Source organism: Geminicoccus flavidas (genome assembly GCF_009806515.1).
Lineage (GTDB): Bacteria > Pseudomonadota > Alphaproteobacteria > Geminicoccales > Geminicoccaceae > Geminicoccus > Geminicoccus flavidus.
This window is the reverse complement of the sequence record NZ_WUJP01001085.1, coordinates 1-6850: the sequence shown is the minus strand read 5'-3', so window position 1 is coordinate 6850 and position 6850 is coordinate 1. Positions and strand designations below refer to the sequence as shown.

General features: G+C 61.8%; 6 protein-coding genes and 1 pseudogene. 5 read left to right on the top strand and 2 right to left on the bottom strand.

Annotation, left to right across the window (positions count from 1 at the left end):
• Positions 1-1524 (top strand): chaperonin GroEL (groL, locus tag EQG76_RS30865; protein ID WP_159719049.1); only part of this gene is annotated, 1524 nt, incomplete at its 5' end.
• A 284-nt stretch (positions 1525-1808) separates the two neighbouring features.
• On the opposite strand, the gene EQG76_RS30860 is transcribed toward groL, so the two are convergent.
• On the bottom strand, positions 1809-2288 hold the full coding sequence (locus EQG76_RS30860) for a DUF2934 domain-containing protein (RefSeq protein WP_200841275.1): 480 nt from the start codon (positions 2286-2288) through the stop codon (positions 1809-1811).
• A gap of 416 nt (positions 2289-2704) precedes the next feature.
• Here EQG76_RS30860 and EQG76_RS30855 point away from each other — a divergent pair, with 416 nt between their 5' ends.
• The 3 genes from EQG76_RS30855 to EQG76_RS30845 all read left to right on the top strand — a co-directional run bounded on the left by EQG76_RS30855 (position 2705) and on the right by EQG76_RS30845 (position 3693).
• Complete coding sequence (locus tag EQG76_RS30855) at positions 2705-2923, top strand: hypothetical protein (RefSeq protein ID WP_159719048.1); 219 nt, start codon at positions 2705-2707, stop codon at positions 2921-2923.
• Between the two features lie 38 nt (positions 2924-2961).
• A complete protein-coding gene (locus tag EQG76_RS30850) occupies positions 2962-3171 on the top strand; it encodes a hypothetical protein (RefSeq protein WP_159719047.1) in 210 nt (69 codons plus the stop codon).
• Positions 3172-3279: 108 nt separating this feature from the next.
• Positions 3280-3693: a hypothetical protein gene (locus EQG76_RS30845; RefSeq protein WP_159719046.1), complete on the top strand. Its 414-nt coding sequence runs from the start codon at positions 3280-3282 to the stop codon at positions 3691-3693.
• A gap of 858 nt (positions 3694-4551) precedes the next feature.
• Here EQG76_RS30845 and EQG76_RS30840 read toward each other — a convergent pair.
• Positions 4552-5421: a transglutaminase family protein gene (locus EQG76_RS30840; protein ID WP_159719045.1), complete on the bottom strand. Its 870-nt coding sequence runs from the start codon at positions 5419-5421 to the stop codon at positions 4552-4554.
• Between the two features lie 333 nt (positions 5422-5754).
• Here EQG76_RS30840 and EQG76_RS30835 point away from each other — a divergent pair.
• Positions 5755-6775, top strand: a pseudogene (locus EQG76_RS30835) (transposase).
• Positions 6776-6850: the final 75 nt, after the last annotated feature.

Here is a 6850-nt window from a genome sequence, read left to right as displayed (position 1 = left end):
ATCGAGAAGAGCTTCGGCGCGCCGCGCATCACCAAGGACGGTGTGACGGTCGCGAAGGAGATCGAGCTTTCCGACAAGTTCGAGAACATGGGCGCGCAGATGGTGCGCGAAGTGGCCTCGAAGACCAGCAACGTCGCCGGGGACGGCACCACCACTGCGACCATCCTGGCCGCCGCGATCGTGCGTGAGGGGGTCAAGGCGGTGGCCGCCGGCATGAACCCGATGGACCTGCGGCGGGGTATTGATCTTGCCGTGCAGACCGTGGTCGCGGCGCTCAAGCAGCGCTCGAAGACGGTGACGACTTCGGAGGAGATCGCCCAGGTCGGCACCATCTCGGCCAACGGCGATATCGAGATCGGCAAGATGCTGGCCGAGGCCATGCAGAAGGTCGGCAACGAGGGCGTGATCACGGTCGAGGAGGCCAAGAGCCTCGACACCGAGCTCGACGTCGTCGAGGGCATGCAGTTCGACCGCGGCTACCTCTCGCCGTACTTCATCACCGACGTCGAGAAGATGCGGGCGACCCTCGAGGAGCCCTACATCCTCATCCACGAGAAGAAGCTCGCCAGCTTGCAGACCCTGCTGCCGCTGCTCGAAGCGGTGGTGCAAAGCGGCAAGCCACTCCTGATCATCGCCGAGGACGTCGAGGGTGAGGCCCTGGCGACCCTGGTCGTGAACAAGCTGCGTGGTGGCCTGAAGATCGCCGCTGTCAAGGCGCCGGGCTTCGGTGACCGTCGCAAGGCCATGCTCGAGGACATCGCCATTCTGACCGCCGGTCAGGTCGTGTCCGAGGACCTGGGCATCAAGCTCGAGAACGTCACGCTGGAGATGCTCGGCAAGGCCAAGCGCGTGGTGCTCACCAAGGAAGACACCACGATCATCGACGGTGCCGGCAACAAGGAAGACATTCAGGGGCGAATCGCGCAGATCAAGGCGCAGATCGAGGAGACCAGCTCGGACTACGATCGCGAGAAGCTCCAGGAGCGTCTGGCGAAGCTGGCCGGCGGCGTGGCCGTGATCCGCGTCGGTGGTGCCACCGAGGTCGAGGTGAAGGAGCGCAAGGATCGCGTCGACGATGCGATGCATGCCACCCGCGCGGCGGTCGAGGAAGGCATCGTTCCTGGTGGCGGGGTAGCCTTGCTGCAGGGGATCAGGGCCCTTGAGGGACTGAACACTGCCAACAGCGACCAGAAGGTCGGCGTGGAGATCGTGCGCAAGGCGCTGCAGGCGCCGGCCCGCCAGATCGCCGAGAACGCCGGCGTGGACGGCTCGATCGTGGTCGGCAAGCTGTCCGACAGCTCGGACCTGAACTTCGGCTTCGACGCGCAGACTGGCCAGTATGGTGACCTGCTGCAGAAGGGCATCATCGACCCGGTGAAGGTGGTGCGTCATGCGCTGCAGGACGCGGCCTCGGTTGCCGGCCTGCTCATCACCACCGAGGCGATGATCGCCGAGAAGCCTAAGAAGGACGCCCCGATGCCTGCCGGTGGCGGGATGGGGGGCATGGGCGACATGGACTTCTGAGACCAGCTGTAGCTGGCTGCCTGGCCTTATGTTCGGCCTCCTGCTCCCATGGATGCTCGCTATGAGCATCCATGGGAAGGCAGCTTGCTTGGAGGCTACCCAGGCTCGCCCACTGCTCGATCGGGCGTGGGCCTTGGTAAGCAAGTACCGATTGGCCGCCGCTAAGAACAGGAGCTGCGGACGCCCCTGAAGGCGAAGGTCACCCTACGAGGAGGCTTGGGCGGTTTTATGATGGGAACCTTGCCTGGCGCGGCCGTTCCCCTTCCTCAACCAGCAGCACGCCGTCATTCCGCCTGGAACTGCCGGGTCAGGCGCCAGTGTTGGTCGGCCCGGCCTTCGGGACAGCCCTCCTGCTGCCAGAGAAAGTAAGCACGCTCGCGCAGATGCTGCTCATCAGCACGCTGCCAATATTCATCGGCCCGCCCTTCGGGGCAACCATCCCCTTGCCAAAGGAAGTAGGCGCTTTCGCGAACAGCCTGCTCAAGGCCCTGTTTTGTTTGGGACATGCCATCCCGATCATCCCCATACGGAGCCAAAGCCCCACCTCGGCTGACATGCATCCGGGTCGTCAGACCGTGGAGATCGTCATTGGGCACGATCTGTGCATAAGCCGCAGCCTGCAATGCTTTGTCTTCGTACTGCGCAGCGGTCGAGGCATCGGGACCACTCAGGGTGATGGGAAAAGTGTGCACAACTGTTTTGCGGCTGTCCAACACGTCGACCAGGCGCTCTGTCATCGTCTTCTCTCTCTGGTGCGCCGCCATCCGTCATTCAACACGGTAAGCTGTCCCAGGCCGGATCGATACCACGACCCAGGCCGAAGCGAACTCAGCCGGATAAGCGACGTGAAGTGCCAAATGGCGAATGCCAGCAATACAGCGGCCGTGAGGTAATTAGTCAGATCGTAGGTTGGGATCATCATGGCATCTGCCGATTTTGCTGCCACCTGGGCGAGTCCTATATAAGCTCATTGCATTTCAAGCGCATGCAAAATGTTCTGCAAAACGTCAATAAATTGATTGCCTGACGCTACGTATGGATTCCGGGGTTGCACAGTTTATTTGTAAATAGAGGCTGATTGCCATTGAATTTTTTGGCAAGATGTGCAATTCTTAATTAAGAGCCCTCAACAGCAATAATATTTGAAGAACGTGTTGCTGGCTCTCAAAGGAGCCTGATCATGTTCGGATTTCAAGGCGGCGAAAGCCCCGACACCGTCGCGCGCAAACGGCGCCACATGGCGGATGCGCAACGGAAATGGCGCTTCCTGACCAACTTCGACTGCTCGACGATCCATACCGAAGGGCAACTCCTCACCATGGTGAGGGTTCGCTCGGGGATCTCGCACATCCAGGCGAAACGGGATGTCGATGCCTGGATGGCAGGCAGGGATTTCTGAGCCAGCCCCTCGTATCTGACCTGCACAGGAAGATGATCATGGACACTACCAAGCCAGTAGAAGAAACCCCTGCGGTCGAGGAGAAAGGCCACGACGAGATGGCCAAGTATGGCATCACGCGCGTCTCCGTCGACCAGTATCACTACAAACAATATCGCTACACGCATCTGGACGAGGCGGTCGCCCAGGCCGAGCGTGAGCTGGCAGAATCCTCGGTGAATGGACTCCCGAGGCCTCGCCTACACTGACAAGGATGTGGCGCGTGACTTCCCCTCGGGCTGGTGCCGCAGGCAGCCCGAGGATGCGCTGGAAGCACCTCTGCTTTCGGCGAAACTCTTCCGAGATGGACAAAGATCATGGTCAGCAACCGCAGCCTCAGCCAGAAATGGTCGGACTTCCGCGCGACGAAGGCGCAGCTCTTCTGGACAGGTGTGGGCTGCGCCGTCGCGACCATGGTCGTAGGCTTCACCTGGGGCGGCTGGACAACCGGCGGATCGGCGCAACTGGCGGCGGCCCAGGCCGGCACCACTGCCCGCCAGGAACTGGCCGCCGCGATCTGCGTCGACCGGTTCAATGCCGGTGGTGACGCGACCGCGCAGCTGGCCGCGCTCAGGGAAATGAGCAGCTGGGAACGAGGCAAGTTCATCGCCGGCGGTGGCTGGGTTGCCATGCCCGAGATGATGGGCAAGACCGATGCGGCCGCCACCAGCTGTGCCGCCCAGCTCGTCGCGGCCCCGGCACCGCAGGCGGCCGCCACCGTGACGCCATGATCTGATGCGGGCCGGCAGCAGGTCGGTCCGTTCATGGCCAAGTCGGCTGGTCATTCTGACTGCATTGTCGCGGCCATGGTCGCGGCACGCAGCCGCCCTGGCCAGTACTGGGAGAGCTGTATCTAGTCACATCCTGAACAAGCTACAATGTCATGAACATAGATCAAGAATAGCAAGCAATAATTATATAATCTTCCACGTACGATTCCCAAGCTGTGGGGCTGGAACAAACTGTTGCAGCTCCTGCCAGGATGCGTTCCGCTGTTCGGTAGCGAAACCGGAAGCGGGGCTGAGATTCTGGTGCAGCGCCTCGAGGCCAGCTGTCAGCCGTCGTCCAGCCGGTGGCAGCCAGGCTGTCCCGCTCCCACGACGCCAACCAACGTCGTCAAGAGCATTCAACAACAGACGCTCGTGCACACCGTAAGGCTCGTGGAGTCCCAGATGTAAAATAATGATATCAGTCATGATCTTCTCTTCAGCTAATTGGCGCATACTAAGACTCAAGCCTGATATAGATATAGCCCAATTATGACAAAAACAATATAATAATGTATCTTACCGTGCGAAATATAATTAGGGCCTAGTAGTATATAACATCTGCATAATTAGGATTTTTCTATTAAGAACATCGTTTCATTGGTTGACCAACTGGATGTTACGGTGAGAGTGCGTCCTTGCCCAAACTGGTTTTCGAGGTCGATCGTTCTGAACGCCGTCAAGCTTGGCGAGCTGAGCGCCTCGGTCATCTCGGCGACAGCCGGCTTCCCTAACGTTGGGCTTGGCTGACCTCTCCTGGCGGACGCCGACGACTGTCGTAGAGGGCCTACAAAGGGTACGCCTCTCCGGGGCTGACGACGCCTATGTCTTCGCGCTGACGCAGACCTCGATCGACATTCCGCGGAAGGCATCGGTCATCCCAACGAAGCTGCCGGCCACAGGCATCACCAGTCGTATGTCGCGGCCGATCGCGACAGGAATGAGGTTGGCGGAGCCGACGCTTCGGTTCGTGGGATCGAAGGTGATCCAGCCGGCACCTGGCACGTAGACTTCCGCCCAGGCATGGGTGGTGCCTGAGCCTTCCCGTCCCACGATGTCCTGGGCTGGGTTATGCAGATAACCCGACACGATCCTGGCGCCGAATCCCAGTGTCCGCACGGCATCGATGAAGAGAACGGCCAAGTCCCGGCAGGAGCCCCAGCCGCGTTCCAGCGTCTGTGCGGGTGTCTGGGTGCCCTCCTCTTCGCGCTCCTGATACGAGATCCAAGCCAGGATCCCGGCATTGATGTCCTTCAGGAGAGAAAGCGTATCGGTCGGATTGCTACGGACGAAGGCTTGGGCCCATTCCCGCAGTCGCCCAGCAGGGTCAGGATGTTGCGGTGCCGCCAAAGCTCCGAGATCCGTCCATTCGTCGTCACTGTAGCGAAAAGGATAGAAGATCGCGGAGGCGGCGATGTCGAAGACGGGCCAGGCCGGGGCGTCAAGCTCGAGTTCGACGTTGCTGGTGATGATCAGGCTGTCGGTCATGGCCTGAAAAGCGGCAGTTGCCACCATGTTGCCTGTGACATCCTGCGCCCAGGTCACCGCCGCGGGCGGCTCAACCGTCAGATCCATGGACCGCAGGCGGAGCTCGCGGCTCTCCCGTGGCCGAAGCATCAGACGATGCGGGCGCAGGCTGACGGCCTTGCTGTAGCGATAGATCGTCCGGTGGCGGATTCTCAACGTGACCATGCCTGCTCCCGTGCAGTCTGCGTGCTCTGCATCGTTGTTGTACGAGCAGCGTTCCCGGTATCTCAGCTACTTTGCCAGTGTCACCGATCTTCTTGCCTGAGCCTCGTCCCGGCGGTTGCCCGGCCAGCTTGGATCTTTCGGTGCCGCGGTGGCGCGGCCATGGGGGACCCGGCCCATGGCGCGTCCCCCCTTCCCGGGTCAGCGGTGGAATGGATCACTACGCCTCAGGATCCAACAGGGACCGTACACCTGCTGGCTTGAGATGACGATGCGCATAGGGCCCGTTAGTTCCTGAAGTCTGTCCCCATCTGCTATGCAGTGAGCAGCGGATGGATGGATCGGATGACGCGCGTGCTGACGGATGGGCAGTGGGCGGTGCTGGAACCGCTGATCGAGGCGTGCCGCCCACACCGCAAGACCCAGCATCACGATCTGCGCCGGACGATCGAGGCGATCATCTGGCGCTGTCAGAACGGCGCCAAGTGGCGCAGCCTGCCGGCCGAGTTCGGCCCTCCGTTCCGGTCTGCTGACCGGAACGCCTGCGGCGATGGATGATCGTCGATCCGCTGCGCGGCTCGACCCTGGCGGATCATGGTGGATGGCCGCCCAGACCCTCATCCGCCCTCGGCGGCCAGCAGCCGGCCGCTCCTTCAGAGATCAGATCAGCCGTCTGCTGACGGATGATGGAAACGGCTCGGGGTATGAGAGCGGCTGCTGACGATGGCGCAGGAGCGCGGCGTGCAACTGGACATGACCTTTTGGGACGGCAGCAACATCCGGACACATCAAAAGGCGGCTGGTGCTGCGGAAAAGGGGGCAGCAGAACCCGATGCGCTGCGGGTGAGGCTCTTGGTCGATCTCATGGCGGCTATGATGGCACCATGAGCGGCAGGAGCCGCTCATCCGACTGCAGCGCAGGCACGGTCAGTAGACGTGCAGGGGCCTGCGTGATCGCCAACGGCTCCGGTCGCGCCGTCGCCTTCAGCCTGGTGCTGGGCCAGGCGCATGAGTTGCCCCAAGCTGTTGGGCTGCTCGCTCGGCTGCCGGGCGTGTCACGCTGAGTGGTGGCCGATCGCGGCTACACCAGCCATACCTTCAGGACGCACATCTGGAACCTGGGCAGCCGCCCGGGATCCCACCCAGCGGCACGAGGCGCCGGTCGCTTGTCCTGCCTGGATCTACCACAACCGCAACCGCGTCGAGCGCCTGAGGGCCAGGCAGGAATGGCGTGCCATCGCCACCTACGGAGCCTGCCCTCGGGCCGGCTACAGGCCGGAACCCGGGGGAGAAGAGGGCCAGCTCCTTCATGGGCGTCCTCTGCCTCGCGGCTGCGCTCGATTGGCTCAAGAACTAACGGGTCCTAGGTTCTGTCGCCAAAGCTGGTGAACGGCTGACGTGACCGCATCTGGGCAGGGTGACGATACGCACC

Coding starts and splice junctions, on each gene's coding strand:
- EQG76_RS30840 (WP_159719045.1), bottom strand. CDS start 5,421: ATGGTCACGTTGAGAATCCGCCACCGGACGATCTATCGCTACAGCAAG.
- EQG76_RS30845 (WP_159719046.1), top strand. CDS start 3,280: ATGGTCAGCAACCGCAGCCTCAGCCAGAAATGGTCGGACTTCCGCGCG.
- EQG76_RS30855 (WP_159719048.1), top strand. CDS start 2,705: ATGTTCGGATTTCAAGGCGGCGAAAGCCCCGACACCGTCGCGCGCAAA.
- EQG76_RS30850 (WP_159719047.1), top strand. CDS start 2,962: ATGGACACTACCAAGCCAGTAGAAGAAACCCCTGCGGTCGAGGAGAAA.
- EQG76_RS30860 (WP_200841275.1), bottom strand. CDS start 2,288: ATGGCGGCGCACCAGAGAGAGAAGACGATGACAGAGCGCCTGGTCGAC.